At 44.7% G+C, this 19786-nt stretch carries 18 protein-coding genes; 8 read left to right on the top strand and 10 right to left on the bottom strand.

The window, feature by feature from the left end; all coding sequences use genetic code 11:
* The first annotated feature begins 657 nt into the window (after positions 1–657).
* Positions 658–1389, top strand: coding sequence for an alanyl-tRNA editing protein AlaXM (gene alaXM / locus EQO05_RS06475; RefSeq protein WP_128504856.1), 732 nt, complete (start codon positions 658–660; stop codon positions 1387–1389).
* Here alaXM and EQO05_RS06480 read toward each other — a convergent pair.
* Entirely contained in the window at positions 1373–1669 is a 297-nt protein-coding gene (locus tag EQO05_RS06480) for a hypothetical protein (RefSeq protein WP_128504858.1), read from the bottom strand. The two genes, alaXM and EQO05_RS06480, sit on opposite strands and share 17 nt — an antisense overlap.
* Before the next feature lie 214 nt (positions 1670–1883).
* Between EQO05_RS06480 and EQO05_RS06485 the strand changes: the two genes are divergently transcribed.
* Positions 1884–2882, top strand: coding sequence for a TIGR03557 family F420-dependent LLM class oxidoreductase (locus EQO05_RS06485; RefSeq protein ID WP_128504860.1), 999 nt, complete (start codon positions 1884–1886; stop codon positions 2880–2882).
* A 193-nt stretch (positions 2883–3075) separates the two neighbouring features.
* On the opposite strand, the gene EQO05_RS06490 is transcribed toward EQO05_RS06485, so the two are convergent.
* The 6 genes from EQO05_RS06490 to EQO05_RS06515 all read right to left on the bottom strand — a co-directional run bounded on the left by EQO05_RS06490 (position 3076) and on the right by EQO05_RS06515 (position 12909).
* Positions 3076–6426 (bottom strand): DUF2272 domain-containing protein, encoded by a 3351-nt coding sequence (locus tag EQO05_RS06490; RefSeq protein ID WP_128504861.1) that lies wholly within the window; start codon positions 6424–6426, stop codon positions 3076–3078.
* 16 nt (positions 6427–6442) lie between these two features.
* Positions 6443–7531 carry a hypothetical protein gene (locus tag EQO05_RS06495; RefSeq protein ID WP_128504863.1) on the bottom strand — a complete coding sequence of 363 codons (1089 nt, stop codon included), beginning with the start codon at positions 7529–7531 and terminating at the stop codon, positions 6443–6445.
* A 3-nt stretch (positions 7532–7534) separates the two neighbouring features.
* Entirely contained in the window at positions 7535–7828 is a 294-nt protein-coding gene (locus EQO05_RS06500) for a hypothetical protein (RefSeq protein ID WP_128504865.1), read from the bottom strand.
* 22 nt (positions 7829–7850) lie between these two features.
* The gene (locus tag EQO05_RS06505) at positions 7851–9113 is read right to left on the bottom strand and encodes a hypothetical protein (RefSeq protein WP_128504866.1); all 1263 of its coding nucleotides are present in this window, start codon (positions 9111–9113) and stop codon (positions 7851–7853) included.
* Positions 9106–11481, bottom strand: coding sequence for a hypothetical protein (locus EQO05_RS06510; protein WP_128504868.1), 2376 nt, complete (start codon positions 11479–11481; stop codon positions 9106–9108). Before EQO05_RS06510 ends, EQO05_RS06505 begins: the two co-directional genes overlap by 8 nt.
* A 1056-nt stretch (positions 11482–12537) precedes the next feature.
* Positions 12538–12909, bottom strand: a complete 372-nt coding sequence (locus EQO05_RS06515) for a VOC family protein (protein WP_128504870.1) — start codon at positions 12907–12909, stop codon at positions 12538–12540.
* A gap of 337 nt (positions 12910–13246) precedes the next feature.
* Between EQO05_RS06515 and EQO05_RS06520 the strand changes: the two genes are divergently transcribed.
* Positions 13247–13924: a diacylglycerol/polyprenol kinase family protein gene (locus EQO05_RS06520; RefSeq protein ID WP_128504872.1), complete on the top strand. Its 678-nt coding sequence runs from the start codon at positions 13247–13249 to the stop codon at positions 13922–13924.
* A 377-nt stretch (positions 13925–14301) separates the two neighbouring features.
* Here the strand turns inward: EQO05_RS06520 and EQO05_RS06525 are convergent, their stop codons facing one another.
* Positions 14302–15333, bottom strand: a complete 1032-nt coding sequence (locus tag EQO05_RS06525; RefSeq protein WP_128504874.1) for a calcium/sodium antiporter — start codon at positions 15331–15333, stop codon at positions 14302–14304.
* Positions 15334–16043: 710 nt separating this feature from the next.
* Here EQO05_RS06525 and EQO05_RS16210 point away from each other — a divergent pair.
* The 5 genes from EQO05_RS16210 (at position 16044) to EQO05_RS06555 (ending at position 18474) form a co-directional block, all read left to right on the top strand.
* Positions 16044–16229, top strand: a complete 186-nt coding sequence (locus tag EQO05_RS16210; protein ID WP_370273604.1) for a DUF2795 domain-containing protein — start codon at positions 16044–16046, stop codon at positions 16227–16229.
* A 416-nt stretch (positions 16230–16645) separates the two neighbouring features.
* Positions 16646–16834 (top strand): DUF2795 domain-containing protein, encoded by a 189-nt coding sequence (locus tag EQO05_RS06535; protein WP_128504876.1) that lies wholly within the window; start codon positions 16646–16648, stop codon positions 16832–16834.
* A 17-nt stretch (positions 16835–16851) separates the two neighbouring features.
* Positions 16852–17040 (top strand): DUF2795 domain-containing protein, encoded by a 189-nt coding sequence (locus EQO05_RS06540; RefSeq protein ID WP_128504878.1) that lies wholly within the window; start codon positions 16852–16854, stop codon positions 17038–17040.
* 31 nt (positions 17041–17071) lie between these two features.
* Positions 17072–17515, top strand: a complete 444-nt coding sequence (locus tag EQO05_RS15940) for a DUF2795 domain-containing protein (RefSeq protein WP_240664403.1) — start codon at positions 17072–17074, stop codon at positions 17513–17515.
* Between the two features lie 764 nt (positions 17516–18279).
* Positions 18280–18474: a CxxC-x17-CxxC domain-containing protein gene (locus EQO05_RS06555; protein WP_128504880.1), complete on the top strand. Its 195-nt coding sequence runs from the start codon at positions 18280–18282 to the stop codon at positions 18472–18474.
* Positions 18475–18824: 350 nt separating this feature from the next.
* Here EQO05_RS06555 and EQO05_RS06560 read toward each other — a convergent pair whose 3' ends face one another.
* Positions 18825–19178, bottom strand: a complete 354-nt coding sequence (locus EQO05_RS06560; protein ID WP_128504881.1) for a hypothetical protein — start codon at positions 19176–19178, stop codon at positions 18825–18827.
* A gap of 32 nt (positions 19179–19210) precedes the next feature.
* Positions 19211–19771: a TIR domain-containing protein gene (locus EQO05_RS06565; RefSeq protein WP_128504883.1), complete on the bottom strand. Its 561-nt coding sequence runs from the start codon at positions 19769–19771 to the stop codon at positions 19211–19213.
* Between the last annotated feature and the right edge of the window lie 15 nt (positions 19772–19786).

Here is a 19786-nt window from a genome sequence, read left to right on the forward strand (position 1 = left end):
CAAGCCTTTTCAAAAAATCCTTGACCGCAAGCCTTTTCAAAAAATCCTTGACCGCAAGCCTTTTACAAAAAGGCTTGAGCGAAAACTTTTTCAAAAAAAGTTTTATCAAAAACTCATGCTTCATCTAGACCGGTGTAACCGGAGCGTGATCGACCGGCGAAACGCAAGCCTTTTACAAAAAGGCTTGAGCGAAAACTTTTTCAAAAAAAGTTTTATCAAAAACTCATGCTTTATCTAGACCGGTGTAACCGGAGCGTGATCGACCAGCGAAACGCAAGCCTTTTACAAAAAGGCTTGAGCGAAAACTTTTTCAAAAAAAGTTTTATCAAAAACTCATGCTTTATCTAGACCGGTGTAACCGGAGCGTGATCGACCAGCGAAACGCAAGCCTTTTACAAAAAGGCTTGAGCGAAAACTTTTTCAAAAAAAGTTTTATCAAAAACTCATGCTTTATCTAGACCGGTGTAACCGGAGCGTGATCGACCAGCGAAACGCAAGCCTTTTACAAAAAGGCTTGAGCGAAAACTCATGCTTATCTAAAACGGTGTAACCGGAGCGTGATCGACCGGCGCAACGGTCGCGGCACAACGGTCGCGGTTAGTTTATTATTCTGACATTTTTATCTACTGTTGATGAGGTTAAAAAAGAGGTTTGACAATGACAGAGGCGCTTTACTTCCTTGATTGTTACCTGAAAGAGTTCGAAGCAACTGTCGAAAGGGTGACGGATGATAAATTTGTTGTCCTTGACCGTACTGCTTTTTATCCTGAGAGCGGGGGTCAGCCAGGTGATACCGGAAAGTTAGTCCGTGAGTCCGACGGGGCTGAATTTAATGTTCTGTATGTGGGTAAGTTTAATGGAGATATCAGTCATGAGGTAGCCGGTGAAAATGTCTCGAACGGGTTAAAACCGGGAGACAAGGTAAAAGGATTCATAGACTGGGATCGCCGCTACAGGCATATGCGCATGCATACGGCGACTCACGTAATCGCAAATGTGATTGAGAAAGAGGCGGGAGCCCAGATAACCGGAAACCAGCTTGGTCTTGACCAGAGCAGGGTGGATTTCAGCCTTGAGGCTTTTGACAGGGACAAATTTGCTGAATACGAGAAAATTGCCAACGACTTTATAGCCCGCAGGAATCCTGTTAACTTCTTTATTGTAAGTCGTGAAGAAGCCGAAGAGAAACTCTCACGGTTAACTACACTGGCGAAAGGCTTCTCTGATGAAATAAAAGAGGTCCGAATGGTCGAAATCGAAGGAATTACAATCGAAGCCTGCGGGGGAACCCACGTAAAAAACACCGGGGAAATAAATGGCATAAAGATAACAAAACTTCAAAATAAAGGGAAAAGCAATAGAAGAATGTACTTTACACTTGTAGATTAAATCCCGGACCAGGCTGCATTCTTAAGCTTTTTTTCCTTACTTTTTCTCTCCTTTTTTCTCCTTTTCTTCTCCATTTTTTCTCCCTTTTTCTCCCTTTCCTTCTCCCTTTTTCTCCTTTTTCTCTCCTTTTTTCTCCCTTTCTCTTCTCCCTTTCTCTTCTCCCTTTCCTTCTCCCTTTTTCTCTCCTTTTTTCTCCCTTTCTCTTCTCCCTTTTTCTCCTTTTTCTCTCCTTTTTCTCTCCTTTTTTCTCCCTTTTTTCTCCCTTTCTCTTCTTTCTCATTCTTTTCTCTTTATCACCTTTTTTAATGTTCTCCTTTCTTTATTTTCTTACTTCGTTTCCCTATTTTCTTTCTTCTTCAAGGGTTCAGCTCTCAAGATAATCGGATCCCATGAGGAAGGGCATTGGACTGAAAAGAGGATTTTTTGAGTCTGAATACGATTATCTAATATAATTTATAATTCTTGAATTATAACCAAATAAGTGGGGGGTAAAATTGCTTAAATTGGGATATAAAATCGCACCTGAACAGTTCACTCCTTCGGAGATGCTGCAGCAGGTCATAACTGCTGAAAAGGCAGGCTTTGAAAGTATCGATGCCAGTGATCATTTCCACCCCTGGAGTGAGGACGGACAGGCCTGCTTTATCTGGAGCTGGCTTGGTGCGGCAGCTGCGAGTACTCAGAGCATAGAACTGGGAACAGGCCTGACCTGCCCTATTCTGCGCTATAACCCTGCTATTATTGCTCAGGCTGCTGCAACCGTGTCTTCGCTCGCAGGGGGACGGACATATCTTGCAGTTGGAACAGGAGAAGCTTTAAACGAGTATTCAGTAACCCTCGAATGGCCGGAATATGATGAGCGTCAGATACGGATGATAGAGGCAATCGGACTTATCCGTGAGCTCTGGACAGGGCAGAAGGTCAGTTTTGATGGATGTTACTACAGAACAAAGAGCGCAAAGCTATATACGCTGCCTGAAAATGACATTCCGATCTATATTTCCTCTCTCGTACCCGAGAGTGCTTACGTTGCAGGTTACTACGGGGACGGCCTTCTAACAGTCGGAGGGAAACCGGAAACCCAGATGTATGAGCAGATCCTTTCCGAGTTTGAAAAAGGAGCTAGAGATTCAGGTAAAAGCCCGGAAAACTTGCCAAAAGCAGTAGAGCTTTTTGTTGAGTATGGCGTAGATCTTGAGGCATCCATTGAAAATTTCATGAAGTACTGGGCTGGAGCGCTTATACCTGCTCTTTTCGTGAATAAAATCTACACTCCGGAGATGTCTGCTCAGAATGGGGAAGTTGTGGGTCCGGATACGATACGAAAGCAAACCTGCATTTCGGAAAATCCTGAAGACCATATTAATTTTGTAAAAAAATATATTGATCTGGGCTTTACACACATTTACCTTCACTCGGCAGCCTCAGACCAGATAGCTTTCCTCAAAGCATACGGAAAAGATGTTTTACCGGCCATAAGAGGGACGGAATAAACCTCTTCTCCGTCTTTTCATTATTTATGAGAAAAACGGCATCGTATCCCTTTCTTAAAGTTTCCGGGTATAATAAAATCCATCTGCCTTTCGGGAGGAAGTGTATGGAACAGCACTCACATCTGGGTAGCGCTAACTCTCTCAGATAATTCACGTATCTGCGAGTTATTACGGATCACAGTATGAAGGCGCATTAGAGCGATTGAAATCGGTTCCTATAGGCTAGAATTTTCTCAGCGTATTTCGGACTGTTGCGATGCTTGAAATCAATGGCACATACAACGAATGACGGCAGACTCGCTGAAATTTTCGACCAGATTGGGGGGTCGTCCAGTTTCCGCCAGTTCATCTTCTTTGTTCCCAGGCGCCATTGATTCCAAACACGCACAGCCTCGCGTATACGTGAGTCTTTTTCCGGAGGGCTCACATTCCTGAGGCATGACGCTTCGGCCTGCTTAAGGCTGTATGCCCCTGTGAACAGTAACGCTCGCTTGTAATGCTCAGCGTCGAGCCAGCGTTCGGGGTTTCCTGCCTCTGCGGCATACTGAAGCGCCTTAGCCACGGTTACCGGTCCTGCATTATAAGCCAGGGCAAGCAGGCGAAGCTGTTCAGTCTCCGGGAGCTGGTTATATCGCTTCCCGCGCTCTCTCAGTACGCTCTCCATTATAGCGCGGAAGTCACGGAGCTTCTTCGTACCTGAGTCAATGGACACCGCAGGCTGCTTGTATATTTCACCCTTATCCGACTGCATCAGGCCAGTATATCCGCTCTTCGCAACGAGATTTTTATTGCCTCCCGATTCGGCTGCAATAACGCCCCGGATAAGCGCCGAATCCACACCGTATTTAGCTGCCGCCGCCTCCACAATCGGGCGATACCGCTCAACTGCAGCGATTACATTGGCATTCACCGGAGTTCCACTCACGGCTGCACTCCTGGGGTGACCGGATATCGGTGACGCCGGAGCTAAGCGCCGCACAATTGCCTCGGCTAGAGCCGACCGTGTAGCCGCGTCAAGCGTTGCATTCCAGCCCAACCCTCTGCTTGACTTAAAAGATTTCAGCGCCTGCTCGGTTTTCGCATCGAATTCACCTGGCTGTGCAAAGACCGACTGTTGTGCAATTTCCTCAAGCGCCCGTTGTGCAAGGGCGAGCTGGGTTTTGTCATCGAGCACGCCTCCCGCACCGAGGTCGTAACGTTTGCGGAAACGCTCGATTCCACCCCGGGTGAGAGGTCCCAGTTTCCCATCTACATCAAGCCGCTCTCCCTCTGTGGCATTGAGCACTCTTTGCGCGAACCTGACCAGCTCAGCTGCTGGCTTAATGGTTGCTGAAGGTGCAGAAATGCCTGGCAGTTGACCAACATGGCCTGGTGGTTTAACTATAGCAAAGTATCTGCACTTGCCCTGGTCTGGAATCACATATCCTTGCTCGTTTAATTTGAGTTTTCTCTGACCGACGGTATCTCCGGTTTTTCCCCGGTTTGGGTATGTCTGAGCCGTATTCCCACCCAGGATGACGGCGTATTTCTGGTGTACTTCGACAACAATATCACTGTGAGAAATTCCGCCCTTATCCACATTGGCAAAAGTCGTGCCAGCACAGGAGGCCCCGATTCTGGAGGCTCGATCACGACATACCAGGTCTCCTATCTCAGGTCTGACCGCTGAAATTTCATACGCCCTGAACTTGAAAGGCTCCTGCGCCAGAGCGGCTTTTTTCGCGGCGGCTATATAACTGGTATGCAATGCAGCATAAGCAAATGCGTCCCCAGCACCAGCCTCACGCATGACATAAGAAATGAATGCTGCACTCCACGGGCTCCTGCTGGCTATTTTCCCGTCTGCATTAGTCTGGCTAAGCCCTCTGGGATGATAATTCATCCAGTACTTACGTAAAAATACTTTCATATCCTGTTCGGTTTCACTACGAGTGCCTCTTTTCCAGTTTTCCCATTCTCTCTTCGCGACTTCAACAATGCGTTGTCGCAAAGCCGAGGAAGAAGATATCTCCTGATCCGGAGTCCGGTACAGATTTTCTTCATCCGGGTAAGTTACTTCGCGGGCTGACCTGGAAGGTGTGGAAGTATTTGGAAGTTCTGCGCTTGCGTCGGCAAGGAGCCGCCAGCCATACGCCCTCGGAATGCGAAGATGAGAAAGAGAAGTCTGCTCGACCCGGTACCAGCGAGAAAGCTCGGATTTCGGGGGGATAGCTGCAACAAGAGCGCTGTGGAGCATCAGGCTATATCGCTGTGTCGCGGTTCCATGCCGAAACTGCACGCGCAGCGCACCTCCGCGGTCGGGCATATAATGCTCCGGTGATTCCGTTCCAGTAGCAAGTGCTTTCTGATCACGGTCAATACGGGCTTTTGCCCATCGGATCAAGTCGGCTGGGTTCTGATAGAGCCCGTCAAATACGTGGACTTCGTCAGGATTGCTGTGACGCAGAATTTTCAACATGGCTGCACCACCACCCGAATGGGCTGTGATAATGAGACGCCGGAGCTTAATGCTCGCAACACCTGTATGCCGGGCAAATTGATCGAGTCCGAAATTGATTAACTGTTGCAGTCCTTTTCCACTGATTAACACTGGAAAATTGTAACCTCTACCGCTTTTCCCCCCGAAGAAATGCCCCCTGGGCAAAAGTGCCAGAGTTGGTCTTGACCGTCCGGGAGTAAGGTCACGTCCTTCAGGGTCAGACCAGTTAAGGCCGCTGCGCGGCATAATATCACGGGATAGATGCAGCAGCTTACCAGCCTGGAGTGAATATCCATGCAAATGGATAACCACATCTACACTTTCAGGCTGCACTAACATATTGTTCCATGTAAGAATCAGATCTGGACCAGAACCACGATGATGCTTCAGAAGAGATACTCTGGTCAGTTCCAGTCTGCCAGCAGGTATTTCAGGACCCTTTTCAGCCTCGAAGCCCGGCCAATTAATCTCTTCTCTATCGGGCTCAATAAAGATTTCCTCGTCGAAAAACGGCTCTTCTTCGGGAAGAAGCCCTTCCTCTTCATATAAGGCTTCTCCTCCTTCGGGAAAGAGCCCTTCTTCTTTATATACGGCTTCTTCCAGAGAATAATCGGGTTTTTCCTCTTCCGGTTCCATCCAGGCCCTCTCCGGGATAACCGTCTCTTCTTCCAGATATGTCATTTCTTCGGGAATGATTTCGTTGCCTGTTTCAGCATATGAGCCCACGTCTGAGTTATAGAATTCTTCGATACCATATTCCAGATCCGGCAGTTCTTCCTCTCTGTAAATTTCACTTTCGTCCGCCGGGAAATTGACTTCATCAGCCCATTCTTCTTCAGCGTATTCCTCTTCGAATTCCTCTTCCGATTCCTCCGGTTCAATTACAGTTGATCTATCCTGCTCGAAGGCGTGCCTGAAAGGGTTCTCGGTTTCCAATGCTGCTAAATGAAATTCCCACCCTGTACCTGTCTCCCTTAAGAAGAGACCTTCCTCAGTGAAAGGAGAAACGAGATTCCCGGATCGATAGGGACGCAAACTGCGGCCGTTTTCTTCTTGCGAGGCCATGTCTGATCATCCCGTCTCATGTTGTTGCAACTTTCCTTGCCTTTATATCGCGTCCTGTGATAGTGGACCAGTGGGTAATTATTGTATTCACGGTGTTCTGGAGCGGGCCGGCAACCAGAAGACCGGGTACAATTCCGGTACCACTTATTTCAATCTGGATGAGAATCCGAGAGATAGGGTCCGCGATATCAAAATAACTCTTCGATAGGCCATGAGCCGGCAAGCCAACGCGTTGAGCAACTTTAAAGAGCCGCTGTTCCGGACTGGATGCTTCCGCTCTGAGAGACTCAATTATTGGAGAATTAAATTCCACTGTAAGATGGAACCAGGACATCATTGATACGAATGCAAATTCTTCACGCGAAAGATTGCCATTCACCCTGCGCGTCATAAGCATACTTTGCAAGCTCTCTACGAGAGTTTCGACCTTACCTCTGTCAGTCGGGTTAACCCCGGTTTCGTTCTTGACATTTACTATTGCGACCCAGACCTCACGAAGAAACTCTTCAAATACGGGAACGAATTCATTATTGTAAGCTTCGGCTTTGACATAGGGATAGGGCTGGTTATCGTCGGTACCATGGTTAAGATCCATGCCGAACATTCGCTGGTAAGCGTTCCGCCTTGAAGCGCGCATGTCCGAGCGGATATTGCTGGTAACCGAGATAATGGAAAATGGTAGTGGATCACGGTAAAAGAGTTCTTCTGTATTACGCAGCCAGTGTTGAGCTGCAGGTGTCGGGACGCCGAGCTTTTCACCATGCAGGTATTCATATAGAACACGCCTGAAGATTTCGTATATGCGGGTGTTCTCTATCATGTACGCATAAATTAAATGGTCCCAGAGAACCGGTCTCCGACCTCCTGAAGGTGGGTCGATAACGGGCTTGCGAGTTTCGTTCTCGACAATGGATCGCAATTGATTAAGCCAGAAATCAGGCAACTGAGGGATATTACTTCTATGAAACGGATCTCCCAATGATTGCTTGGGAAAGTGAATTCTGTATTGCCAGGTCACTTCTAACAATGCTGCTAGCACAGATGGGTGCTCCAGAAATAGCTTATTTGCACCCTCAGGGATACCGCCTGCATATCGTCTGAACATATTTCACTCCCCTCCTGTCTCTTTTGATGAAGAGTCTTCTGAAGTCTCTTTGGTTGAAGTCTCATTAACCTGATTTTCCTGAAATTGAAACCTGGCTAAACCAGGAGGAGTCACATTACAGGGTCCCGGTAGATCCTCAAGAGCTTTTTTATCTGGTTCCGGCAGTTTCCATTGATTATCACCGGGAAATTGACCATCCGTATCCTGCAAATCTTTCCTGAACGGTACTCGCAGTATATTCCGTATCGACCTGAACAGTTCAATAGCCTGAGTTTCTTCTGGTGTCGGTTCTGGCATTACTATATCCCCCTTAAAAAGTTTAAGCGGCCTGCAAAGCGCCGCCAAGTCTTAGCATCCATTCTTCCTGTAACTTTATCGTTTCTGTTGTACGGTTAGCCAATGTTGCTTTTCGTAAGCCGGTAAGAGCTAACAGGCGCAATGCCTCAGTCCAGATCCAGTGCATTGAAGTATACAGGGCAGCACCAAGCTGTTGCTCCAATGCCAGAAGAGTTTCCGGTTTGACACGCTCGGGATTAATAAGTGCAATAAGAGACCGTCCACCGAAAGATCGCATAGGCTTGCGTAGCGTAATATTGACAACATTCGTGAGCAGAGGCACTGATTCCCTCAGTAAATATCCAGATGCCTGTGGTGCCCTCTGCAGGGAATATTGTTGCGTCCAGGAAAGGGCAAGGTCATCCCAGGGACCTGCACCATAGAACTGCCGGCACATTTCCGCGCCGAGCAGCACTCGAAGGTAGCTTATGGGGTGCGGGTCTCCTGGAAGATATCGAAAAACAACGGACTCTCCGCCGTCCACTACATCGTACAAAGAGGCTACACTTGCATAGCCGGTGTGTACAAAACCGAAAGCATCTGCAGCTATTTCCGGCGCCCAGCTCGCCCATGCGTCTGCAACTCCTGCTGGCGCATAAGCCAGATCGGCTTCAAGAGCAGAGGAAAGCTCTTCGCTCCAGCCTGTAATATGCGCTACTTGATGACCTGCCTCATGAATCAGTGCTGTGGGTCGATGCAGATTGTGCCGGGTTATTTTTATGGCTGCTACAGGATTTACACTGGTCTCGTCCCAGAGTCGCAGGCCGGCTTTTAAAATTGAAGCTCCTAATCCTTTGTCAAGATAGGTAAGTGTTATCGGAGCCGGCTTCCCCAGCTGGTCGAGAATTTGGGTCATACTCCGGTGCGACAGGGTATCACAGGCTCTCATGAGTCCCATCATTATCGTACTTGTGCGGGTATTAATCGCATCGGCGTAAAAGTCCAGTGTCGTCTCAACGCGCAGATACCGTTTGCGAAAAGTCAGTAATTGCTGCCTTACAATCGACAGATCGGCTATAGAGGAAGCTGAGTTAAGAGCAGTCTGCAAAAAGGTGGCTTCGCGTTTCAATCTCTCTACTGCCATGGTAAGGTGCTGTCGAATTGACAAACCGAGATAGTGTTCGAGACTGTTCCAGGCAGAAGGTGATGCCAGATCGTCCAGATCATGAAGCCGCATTGCAGCGGCAGTCCAGTGAGCCACCTGACGGGTGAGTTGAGTTCTTGTCGCAGTACCCGGATCACTCATGCGCGTACCCCGGTGTTACCTTTATCTTCACATCAGGTGTACTACCTGACATTTTCAGGCTTGGAAGAGAGATGCCTCTGCCTTTCAGGACCTGGCGAAGCTGTGGGAGCCCTGGTGGATTTTCAACGGTAATTAAGAGTGTTACACCATCGGCGGTATCTGCGGCAGCCTGAATGAACTCCCCTGAATGTTGCTTCAAATAATCTGAAAGCCCTTTAAGAATCCATTCATTCAGCCGCCCCAGGAGGACTTGAGGGACCAGGGATGGTAATCTTTGCAGGGCATTTACCCATTGATCCGGTGTTACGGCTTCATGAATTATCTTCAATTTTCCGGAAGAATCCGTGAGTGCCCTGCGCAGCCCACGTTCAATAGGTTTCTGCAAATTGGCCATAACTACGCCAACGTGCGTATGCTGCCGGAGTTTCACGGCAATTTCTTGAGCGCGGATCTCACTCAGGAAAAGGAGGAACTTTATTTCGTTCTTAGGAAAATCGAATATGACTCTGCTCTTTGTTGCACTGCGTACTTTAGCCCGGCCAGGCATCGCTGAAGCCATTAGAGGGCGTTTTCCAGGAATTTCTAAATAGTAAAACCGCTGTCCAACCTCAGTAGTATAAGGGTCAACGAGGTATCTGGAATCAGTATCTCTGCCCAGTTGAGGTTCTCCCAGCAAAATCCCTGAGGCATTCGTTGTTAGTGGGTGAAGTTGTTCATATCCATCCTGAGTACTCAAGCCTGGATTATTTTCTTCCAATCTGGAGATATCTGTCAGGCGTGTACCTGGAATGCTCTCATAAAGATGAACAATTGCTTCTACTTCTTCTCCTGGCTCTATTCCGAGTTTCTCTTCCAGAAACTCTTCCAGAGGAATACCTTCAAAGGTTTCGACAGCCGAAACTTTATGTGGTGTAATCCTTGTCGGAATTTTACGACTGAATTTCTTGTATCTTTTTTGTCGCCCGCGAGGCATCATAATCCAGGCTCCCCGGAGATTCCTGGCTTCTCCGAGATCAGGACGTTTACGATAAATTTCCTCAGAGAGGACCTGTGGGAGGTTTGCAGTTGCAGCCTGTTCAAAGGCTTCGAGTGCAAAGCCTTCGAGAAGTTCCTGGTTCTCAAGAATGTAATCCGGGAGTGTGGCTACGCGACGCACTGTTTCTTCAACGGTAGCAGCCACAGCCGAAGAAGCGGCATGCGATTCGTCTTCAAATGTCGCTTCCAGCTGGATGAGACGCAGACCGGCGTCTACAATTGCCTGTGAAAGTGCCTGGGTATGCTGCGGACCGACGAATTTCTGGATAAGCCTGCCCAGGAATTTTGCAAGGAAATTGACGACCTTTTTGCGGCCCATTAGTCTTATTCCAATCCTTAAAGCCGGAAGAATGGCCGGAATAAAATTTTCAATATGCGGAGTGGGATCTTCCCCCTCCTTCATTTGTTGTAGACTCTCAATAAAATGGTCTCTGGCGTTATCCAGTTCAGCCAGGGGATAAATCTCAGGAGCCTGCTGTTCAGTCAGTACCTGGGAGACTTCCAGATCCTGCTCAATCTCAGTATGTGCGAACAGGACATCTGCAATGTGCCGGTCGAACTCGTACTGAATCTGTGAAATCTCGGAGAGCCCTGCGCTTTCTGACAGGGGAGAATTGCCTGTGGAATAATTGTCTTCTTCAAATTCCTTCAAAAAGGGCAGACGCTCGGCCAGTTTCTTAGCTATGGGCTGGAGTTGAGAGGGCAACTTTCCAATAGCACTTTCAATGACTCTCTTAAGTAGCGGTTTAACAAGCGGAATAAGTTTGTTAAGACCTGCCATGGCTACAGCGCTGATTCCTTTTTTTGCAAGATTAACAGCTTTGCCGGCTACTTTCCTGAACGTCTTTTTAAGTTTTCTCAGGAAATCTTCAAAATTGGGAATGGGTTCAATGGAAGGCTTATACCGATCAACAATCTCACCAATCTCGTATTCTGAGAGGCTTTTAGGATCCCTCTGGCTTAATTCCGTAGCCAGACTCCCAAGCATAGCCTCAGCTTCCGCAACGAGTGGGGCAAAGTGCTGATTGAGAAACCTTTCGGCTTCATAACCGACGATCCCGGGATCTCTATATTCATGTGTGAAGCGGACTTCATAAAGGGCAGCAGCCTCGCTTGCCAGACCGTACAGAGTTTCATTGAATTCCTCGTCATAAAGCTCATTGAGAAATTGAACATATTCTTCAGTTTCCGGATCGATTAAACCACCGGCTTCCTCGGATTCGTAAATCGATAGGAATGGACTTCCTGGAGGGGTTGAAGTCTCAAGAATTTCTCGGCTTACCTCCTCCATAGCAAAACTACTTACGTTCAGGAATGGTGCTTGATTCTTCATACTATTACCTCCATCCACAAACTCTCTCAGGCTCATGCCGGTAAACTCTTTAAACGTTAGAGTAAAATGCCCGTAAGTCTTATGACTGCCGATTCACTATTTCTCAGTTGGCTAGCTTGATATTGATCTGCAGTTGAGCAACGCCGTTAGCCAGTAAACTTAAATAATGCCGGAGGATCATTCTCCAGTGCTCGCTACTTCTGCGCGAATCTCACTGGTCGCATTTTTCTCCCGCAAAAAACAGCAACTCACAGAGTATAGAGGTTTCTGGTATCGAGTCGTCAGAGCCTTACATATCACCAATAAATTCCACTCGACCATACCATCCGCGATCACAAAATTAGGTAAAGCGATTTGCGAGATTATCTAATGCGCCTATGTTCGCACTAAGCACTGCTTTAAATATTAGCCCCTGCAGCGATTCAGTGAATTGACCCATATCCCCGATTGTTCACCAGTCTAAGATAAAATACTCAATTAAATGCAATAATACTATAAAATTGCTACAGAATATATATTTAGAACCTGGGTTTCCAATTTTTAAGCGCGTTATCACTCCCACCGTTTTAAATTTACCTCATTATGGAATTGCATGTGAGCTTTTTACTTTTTATGCAAACCTATAATTCCAGTGAATCTCGAAAAACTGAGTTTAGCCGCGAATAGCGCTTTTACTATACGAAAAAAGCCTAAAGAAAAATACCTTTTACTGCCATCTTCAGGTTCTGAAGGGAAATTTGACTATACAGTCTATTCAAAATAAGTTTAACGATATCGTTTCTGGTTAATTATGAGTCTGATCATTAACTGACGGAAGAAGAATATATGATTAATTGACAGTGATATTAATGGAAAGCAGTTAAAGAAAATCTGTTCTCTAAAGAAAATCTGTTCTCTAAAGAAAATCTGTTCTCTAAAGAAAATCTGTTCTCTAAAGAAAATCTGTTCTCATTGAAACATTCCATCGCGATTTAATAAAGTAGATGTTTATATTTTTCCCGGTCAAATAGTTACAAAAGTCGGTTTTGGTCTTAAAAAGGAGGAAGCCAGGTTAAATTACTGAGCTCCCTCGTTCTCTTCCCAGATTCCAAAGGTATTATTTTCAGTATCCAGACAGATTGCAAGATATCCCATTCCTGGAACAGCAGTTTTTGACATGAGCACCTTTCCTCCGAGTTTCTCAATCTTCGGCAGGTACTCATCCACTGAGCTAACACCTATATAATTCATCGTTCTCTGATCTGGAGTTCCTCTCTCTCCAAGACCTCCTCCCAGCCCGGGTTTACCTTCAAGGTCTTCAGTGCTTACCAGGTAGTATTCCATGGTTTCGAAGGGCTTTTCATACTTCCAGCCAAACAGACTGGAATAAAAGTTCTTTGCTCTCTCAGTATTATCTGCCGGAATATCAAAGTGAACTATTGTTGGCATTCATATCCCCTATCATTACTGGATTTTGAAGGATATAGTCTTTGGGTGGTCAAATACCTTAACAGGTTGTCCCGAATGAAATCCGGGAGAAGATATGTTTCATCATAGAGGCTCAATATCTTCTTCCCGATAAGCTCAGGTAAAATGCCCTGATCCCGTGCCTGATAAAATCCTGTAAATTTATCCTGTATATATTTATATATTTCATGACATGTTTATTTTATTAAGCGAAATTCCAGAGAATAAAGCTTACGCTTCAGCCTTAGTTTCAGATTTTTCAACACCGGTTAACCGATTGGGTTCAGACACGTGCGTAGGGTCAATAAACAGTGGTTTCATGGCAAATAATTACACTCAGGACTTAAAGTGCGATTACCTTGATAAAAAAGCCATTCTTAAAGGCGAGGTTGAGCGCCAGTTAATACACCTGTCCACCGGTATAATTCTAATTCTTTTAATCCGGGCAGCCGGGGATATGGCCCTGACTCTCCTGCTGTTTCTGCTTGCCTTCCATGTAATAATCTCAATAGCCATTATCTTCGATAAGCTTCCGCTTCAATTATCCACATTCCTGTGTAAGTGGGGAAGGGCTTCGAAGCAGACTATACCGCTTAAAGGGACTATTTTACTTCTTTGCGGAGCAATTCTTTCCTTTATACTATTCCCTGAGGAAATTGTTTATGCTTCGATTGCGATAGTTGCCTTCGGGGACTCGATAGCAACCATTGCAGGCGTACTGGTAGGCAGGCATAGGCTTCCATATTCGGGGAAAAAAACCGTAGAAGGAACTGGCTCAGGTATAATAGCAGCCTTTTTGGCAGCCTTATTTTTTGTAACTCCTGTTCAGGCTTTTATCGGGGCTGCAGGTGGAATGCTATTGGAAAGCGTTATAGGTTTGCAGACAATCCGGGAATTGAACTCGCAAATAATATCAAGGTTCTTCTTTAATGACAATTTTTTAATTCCTGTATTTTCAGGTTTACTCATGTTTATTGTCGGTTTATTCTACACCTGAGGGATTTTCCCAGGCATACTGTAAATTTAAATTATATGAAAATTATATTCTATTTATCTATAAAGGAGGGGTCTACAAAGTGGCAGCGGGGATTCTAAGATTAATTATAGGAATAATCATCCTGCTAATCCTTATACAGTTATTGTTGAGTTTACTTTAATTGGCAGGAGAGCAGTAGCGGCTTTGCTGGATTTTCAGAATTGCTTTTTCCCACGGTACTTCTAACGTGGGTTTATTTGTAGCCTTGAACACCTTCGGAAAACGGGAAGGTTCAGGTGCCTTATCAGAGAAAACAGCAAAAAAGGTTAAATTTTCTGTAAAACAGGCAGAGGTTTTAACTCTTGCCTGCTTTCCGGAACTTTTCGTTTTGTCTTTCTTCAACCTATTCTGAGCAGCACCAGGAGAAAAGCTGCGTAAAAGGCTATCAAAGCTGCTCCTTCCCACCTTTTTATTTCCCAGCCTGTGCTTATAAACACGAGCAGTATTACGCTTATCAAAATCATGGCCGGAGTCGTGAAGAATAGACTTATCTGCTCGATAGCTACAGGATAGATCAACCCCGAAAGTCCGAGAATCAAGAATACGTTTGCGATGTTCGAGCCTATAATATTGCCAAGGGCTATACTCCCGAAACCCTGCTTTGCTGCAGAAAGTGTGACAACAAGCTCAGGAAGGGAAGTGCCGACCGCTACTAGAGTTGTACCTATTATGGTTTCAGGGACACCTAGCAGTTCTGCAAAGAAGATTGACCTGCCCACAAAAAAATTTGCCCCGATTATAATTGCCGCACAACTTATTATCAGGATAAGGATATCTTTCGCGAAACCCTCCCTTGGCTCGCAGTTCTCAGTTTCGGTTTTTCCATTCCTTATGCAGTTGAGCTTTTGCCTTGCGCTGACTATGTATTCGAACTTAAAGAAGTATATTACAAATTCCTTAAAATGAAGCTTTCCTTCGTATTTCTCGGCTTCCTCAAACAGGAAGAATACATAGGCTATAAAGATAAGTATGAAAAAAGCTGATTCCAGTATCGAGAGTTCTCTGTTCAGGGCAAAGGCAAAGAAGAGCACAGCTGCAAAAAGCATGATGTAACCGTCTCTCCTGAGCATCTCAATCTCGGTTTTCATTGGAGAGATAACTGCAGCCAGCCCTACAATGAACCCTATGTTTACGATATTTGACCCAACGACATTCCCTACTACTATACCGCTTGCCTGCTGGAGAGAAGCAGCAATTGACGAAGCAAGTTCCGGGATCGATGTTCCGACTGCCACGAGGGTCAGACCTATTACGAATTCGGAAACCCCCAGCTTCTCTGCAATCGTTGAAGCTGATTTTACAAAGTAATCCGAACCCTTGACAAGGAGAACGAGGCCAAGTATTAAGATTAGAAGATTTTCTGCAATCATAAAATTACATCTGGTTTATTTTTTCTGAGTTTATTTTTAGTGATCGGACTCTTATCTAGGGAATCTCGTATTAAAGGTTTTCAGTTAAAAGAAGGAAAAATATTTTCAATTCTCCCGGCTTTTGAAGCCCTTTCAGTAGCAGATGAATACTTTGCCCAATTATCGTATAAGAAGCAAATAACCTCGATATCTGGCAGATACTAAAATCTGATATGCATGCTTTCTGAAAGGCTTAGCGTTAGTTTTATATTATATACTGCAAATCGGAATACACACTAATTCATTTTTAACTGTTGGTAATGAGTCTCGGTAGCTTTCAAGAAAGTTTTTCTAGATATGTTGCTAATTTATTTCCTGATGAAGTAAAATTTCGATAGCTTTAGCCTGCGTGGTCGGGGCTTTTCTCTTTGATTCTCCTGATTTAAACCGGGCTATCTCCAAGGGTACACTTTCCAATAAACGCTAACCAAATACCCTGGTTTACAGGTATGTTCAGTCTTTAATTTCAAAAAAAAACGAAATGCTGCCGGACCTAAATAATCATCTTCTACCAAACGTTTGAGTTGAATTCTTTTTTATATTATATTTTACATATTACTCAATGGTGGGTGGGCAACTAATTTGGGAAAGGCAATACTACCTGAATTCACGGAGGTGAACTTATAAAGAGGAATCCACGTCAGGTTGAAGAATTTATAACCGGCAGGGGAATAGGTTATCCTGTAAGCAGAGACGACCTTGTAAAGTTTGCCGAAGGTAAGCAGGCAAGCAGTGATTTTCTGGACCTTCTCAGGGGAATACCTGAACTCGAGTATAATACCCCTGATGACGTTACCAGGGAAATTGAACGTCTGGAAAGTGAACGTGCCAGACCGCCAAAACCAAAAGAGCACTGAATTTTCTAACCAGCATTTGAATTAATTGCGCAGTCTCCAGGTGGTTATCTGAGTAAAAGGATGATCTGCCGATGAGACTTTTATTGAATATGCCAGAAGGTACGGTGCGGAATGGAGAATAAAACATCACAACATCCCTTCGGACAGGAAGCATGTAGTAATTCCTGCCATTAAGCAAACGAGAAGATTGCCTTATAAGGGGATGGATTATACAAACGAGTCTGGTTTCTATTCAGAAGGTTTTGAAAGAAACAGAATATCCAGAAGAGAACAGATCTTGTTTAGCATGCCAGGCAGCATGGTGCAAGCGATTATGTACTGGATGACATTAAAGCCTTCCAGATAATGTGTACACCAGCGCCTCCGATGTAAACAGGAAATCAGAAAATAAATAAGCAAAAAATGGGGGGAAACTTATGCAAACAAGCCCGATTGAAGTTCAGAAGGCTTTAAAAGATATAGATTATCCCGTAAGTAAAAAGCAGCTCATTGAGCACGCTAAAAAACATTCCGCCAGCAGTGAGGTAATCGAGGTTCTCGAAGATCTTCCGGACAAGGAGTATACCAATGCTGCAGACGTCAGTAAGGAATTCCAGGGAAGATAACACAAGGGGGAAAATTTATGGAAACAAGTCCTATTGAAGTCCAGAAAGCTTTAAAGGATATGGATTATCCTGCAAGCAAGGAACAGCTTATTCAGCATGCTAAGAAGCATGAAGCCAACAAGAAAGTAATGCAAGTGCTTGAGGAGCTTCCGGATAAGCAATACGAGAACGCTGCAGATGTCAGCAAAGAATTCAAAGGAATGTAATTGAAGAATATAACAGAAACGGGGGGAAATTATGCACACAAGTCCTATTGAAGTTCAAAAAGCTTTAAAAGATATGGATTATCCTGCAAACAAGGAACAGCTTATTCAACATGCTAAAAAGCATAAAGCCAGCAACGAAGTATTGGAGGATCTTCAGGATATCCCGGAAAAAGAGTACACGAACGCTGCAGATGTCAGCAAGGAGTTCAAAGGAGATAAAGGAAGAAGTGGCCGGGAAGAAGGAGAGGGGATAAGCCACAGAGGTGCTGGAAGCCCTCCTATTGAAACTCAGAAAGCTTTAAAGGGTATGGATTATCCTGCAGGGAAGAAGGAAATTATTAAGAAAGCCAGAGATAACAAAGCCCCTAAAGAAGTAATAGAGATTCTCGAGGATATCCCTGACAGGGAATATGAGAATGCTGCAGACGTCAGCAAAGAGTTCAGAGGGGAGACAGGACACATCGAGGAGAGATAAGGCAGAGAAGGTAAAGGAAGGTAGGAAAGCAGAGAAAGAATGGAGAGCTAATAAAAATAAACTCTAAGTGAAAACAGTGTACATCAAATGGGGAACATAGATAGAAAATGAAAATCCTTTATAATCTCTCAGGATATCCAGGTTCTATCAAATGATGGATAAAGGACATTGATAAATATCTAAAGAGATGTTGGGGAGATACTTATAATTTTCTTAAATTCCTTTAATTTTGTTAGGGAAAGTGAGTCCATTAAAGTAAGCTAATTAGAGAGAAGCAGTTGTTCCCCATTTGAAATGAAAATCGGGAGATTCACAAACTCCTTTCTTTTTCCAGAAGCCGATATCCGGATGGAATTCCGGACTATTTCTATACATTTGAATTCTGAATTCCCAGGATAAAAAGATTTATTACAAAGATTACGAAGTTAATCTCATCCTAAGTTTTTGTAAATGTTTCTTAACATTGTTTTCTGGAAGCCCGATTATTATCTGGGATTCAATGCAACAAATATTATGTTGATGTGAAGACATTCGCAGAACCAGCTGGAATAAATTGCAAAGCACTCGAGTCCAAAGGCAAGGAATTGCTAAAGCTTGACAGGGCTTAATGCAGTAAAAATAAATACCATCATACCAGATATTATTAATTCAAGTAGTTCATCGAGATCCCCAGGCAATAAGTCTCCATAAACGAGGCTCTTTTTGAATTATTTGATAATTTTCTTGTAGGAACTTTAACAGAAACTAATATAGGGGAAATCATAATGGAAAGGAGAGGTTCCCAGAACAGGGATCGGGGTTCCAGCGGAGAACGAGGTTATGGTAGAGGGCCGCAAACAATGCATAAGGCAAAATGCTCAGATTGTGGCGAAGAAACAGAGGTGCCTTTCAAACCGGACCCTGACAGGCCGGTCTATTGCAGGGAGTGTTATGCGAAACGCAAACCTAAAAGGTACTAATATTTTCGACATTCAGTGGCTGGTTTCATTCTGATTGATAATTTTATTAATTCCTGAGGTTACAGGTTCTATTTTTTCCTCAGTTTTTTCTTCAGTTTTTTCTTCAGTTTTTTCTTCAGTTTTTTCCTCAGTTTTTCCTTCCTCTTTTTGCCTTATTATTTTTCTTTTTCTTATGCCACCGCTTTTCTTATACCACTCTGAAAATATGGCAGGATTCAGGATGGTAGAAATCCGATATAGTAGGATTCAGAACAGTGGAAATCCAGATAGTAGAAATCCGGCATAACTAAAAATAATTTAAAAAATAGGCAGCCTTAAACTTAGCTGTTAGGTTAGAAAGTTAAGAAGTATTATTCCTGTTCCTGTGTCTCGAGTTGTCTTTCTAATTGCGTTATATCCAGCAATACTCTGAAGAGTGTGTCTTTTCCTGTATCTCTTAACTCGATTTCTACGGGTTGGGCTAACGTATCCTTAACGGCTCTCCATTCCTCTCTGAATATATCAATGATTTCCCACGGACCTGCAGAACTATCCCTGACCCTGTCGCGGGCGAGTTGCAGAAGCAGATGCTTCTTTTCCGTGGGCGTCAGACTCTCTATTCCTTTGACTTCCAGCTCACTTACCACCGCGTCACCCATTTTTGATCGGGCTACCATTGGCTCTCCTGGCTCATCTTTTATTTCGTTTGTTACTTTCCTTTCCATCAATTCAACCTCTTCTCCGTTTCAATCCGTGGTCAGAGCACAGGCCTGAAAGTTCTCGGGTCCAGTTGAATATTTCTCTGACAGTAACTGCATCTTGTCACGAGGTGTGTTCCTGCTAGAAGCGCTCTCTCTACTTCTTCCTCGGGTGAGATGTACTGAGTCAATTCTTCCCCGCAATAGGGACACTTTATCTTCAGCCAGTCAAGCCTGGTAAGCTGCCTCAGATTCTGTATCAATTTCCCCAGGGCATCTTCGTAAGCCTCGGGCGAGAAAACAATGGGCTGGAGGTGATGTATCAGGACAGGCAATTCCACTCCTGCCTCTATAAGCGGAATTACTAGCTGGTCAGCTCCGACTGCAAGGCCGATTTCCTGATTCACTTCCGGCGACCTCATACCTTCCTGTGTGAGGATCGGAATAAAACAATCTGACTGACGAATACCAAAACGTATCCTATCGCCAAGGGAAAGAATTCGAGCCTTCCTGTACAGCGCCGAAAAGCTCTCCAACTCCACAGCCCAGAGAGCCCTGACAAGTTCCTGAGCAAGTAACTCGTCCTGCTCGCAATGAGCTATGTAAACTTTTGTAATCATATTTACTATACTCTA

It is taken from the genome of Methanosarcina sp. MSH10X1 (genome assembly GCF_004099695.1).
Classification (GTDB): Archaea; Halobacteriota; Methanosarcinia; order Methanosarcinales; family Methanosarcinaceae; genus Methanosarcina.

What these genes read in the sequence shown, in the direction of transcription:
- alaXM (WP_128504856.1), top strand. Translation starts at nt 658, where the DNA reads ATGACAGAGGCGCTTTACTTCCTTGATTGTTACCTGAAAGAGTTCGAA.
- EQO05_RS06480 (WP_128504858.1), bottom strand. Translation starts at nt 1,669, where the DNA reads ATGAGAAAGAAGAGAAAGGGAGAAAAAAGGGAGAAAAAAGGAGAGAAA.
- EQO05_RS06490 (WP_128504861.1), bottom strand. Translation starts at nt 6,426, where the DNA reads ATGGCCTCGCAAGAAGAAAACGGCCGCAGTTTGCGTCCCTATCGATCC.
- EQO05_RS06495 (WP_128504863.1), bottom strand. Translation starts at nt 7,531, where the DNA reads ATGTTCAGACGATATGCAGGCGGTATCCCTGAGGGTGCAAATAAGCTA.
- EQO05_RS06500 (WP_128504865.1), bottom strand. Translation starts at nt 7,828, where the DNA reads ATGCCAGAACCGACACCAGAAGAAACTCAGGCTATTGAACTGTTCAGG.
- EQO05_RS06505 (WP_128504866.1), bottom strand. Translation starts at nt 9,113, where the DNA reads ATGAGTGATCCGGGTACTGCGACAAGAACTCAACTCACCCGTCAGGTG.
- EQO05_RS06510 (WP_128504868.1), bottom strand. Translation starts at nt 11,481, where the DNA reads ATGAAGAATCAAGCACCATTCCTGAACGTAAGTAGTTTTGCTATGGAG.
- EQO05_RS06515 (WP_128504870.1), bottom strand. Translation starts at nt 12,909, where the DNA reads ATGCCAACAATAGTTCACTTTGATATTCCGGCAGATAATACTGAGAGA.
- EQO05_RS06520 (WP_128504872.1), top strand. Translation starts at nt 13,247, where the DNA reads ATGGCAAATAATTACACTCAGGACTTAAAGTGCGATTACCTTGATAAA.
- EQO05_RS06525 (WP_128504874.1), bottom strand. Translation starts at nt 15,333, where the DNA reads ATGATTGCAGAAAATCTTCTAATCTTAATACTTGGCCTCGTTCTCCTT.
- EQO05_RS06535 (WP_128504876.1), top strand. Translation starts at nt 16,646, where the DNA reads ATGCAAACAAGCCCGATTGAAGTTCAGAAGGCTTTAAAAGATATAGAT.
- EQO05_RS06540 (WP_128504878.1), top strand. Translation starts at nt 16,852, where the DNA reads ATGGAAACAAGTCCTATTGAAGTCCAGAAAGCTTTAAAGGATATGGAT.
- EQO05_RS15940 (WP_240664403.1), top strand. Translation starts at nt 17,072, where the DNA reads ATGCACACAAGTCCTATTGAAGTTCAAAAAGCTTTAAAAGATATGGAT.
- EQO05_RS06555 (WP_128504880.1), top strand. Translation starts at nt 18,280, where the DNA reads ATGGAAAGGAGAGGTTCCCAGAACAGGGATCGGGGTTCCAGCGGAGAA.
- EQO05_RS06560 (WP_128504881.1), bottom strand. Translation starts at nt 19,178, where the DNA reads ATGGAAAGGAAAGTAACAAACGAAATAAAAGATGAGCCAGGAGAGCCA.
- EQO05_RS06565 (WP_128504883.1), bottom strand. Translation starts at nt 19,771, where the DNA reads ATGATTACAAAAGTTTACATAGCTCATTGCGAGCAGGACGAGTTACTT.